This window comes from Priestia sp. SIMBA_032, from assembly GCF_046535215.1.
Lineage (GTDB): Bacteria > Bacillota > Bacilli > Bacillales > Bacillaceae_H > Priestia > Priestia aryabhattai.
Window position 1 is genome coordinate 1 of record NZ_JAWRXD010000522.1, and the last position, 278, is coordinate 278.

A 278-nucleotide genomic window follows, 5' to 3' on the forward strand; every position below is an offset into this window, starting at 1 on the left:
CTAATAATAAATATTACTTCCTACATTTTTCTGCAAATATTTATTCGTAATGTACACCCTTATAATTTACAAAACCTACTGGGTGATGCGTGAAATGTATGACTGGATCACCTGGATTCCCAATTCCTACTTTTACATGTGTTTTATCAACATATTCCCCTTGCAGTTCAATTTCTTCCCCTTCTTTTAAGCCTGGAATTCGATTTTTCAATCCTAATTTATCCCCAAAACGAGTTGCACAGAAGGCTTCATCTTCTACTAAAGATTTTTGTGCCCCT

General features: G+C 34.9%; 1 pseudogene. It reads right to left on the reverse strand.

The window, feature by feature from the left end:
• Window positions 1-40: 40 nt before the first annotated feature.
• A pseudogene (locus SB717_RS35385) lies at window positions 41-278 on the reverse strand (hypothetical protein); the annotation flags it as partial.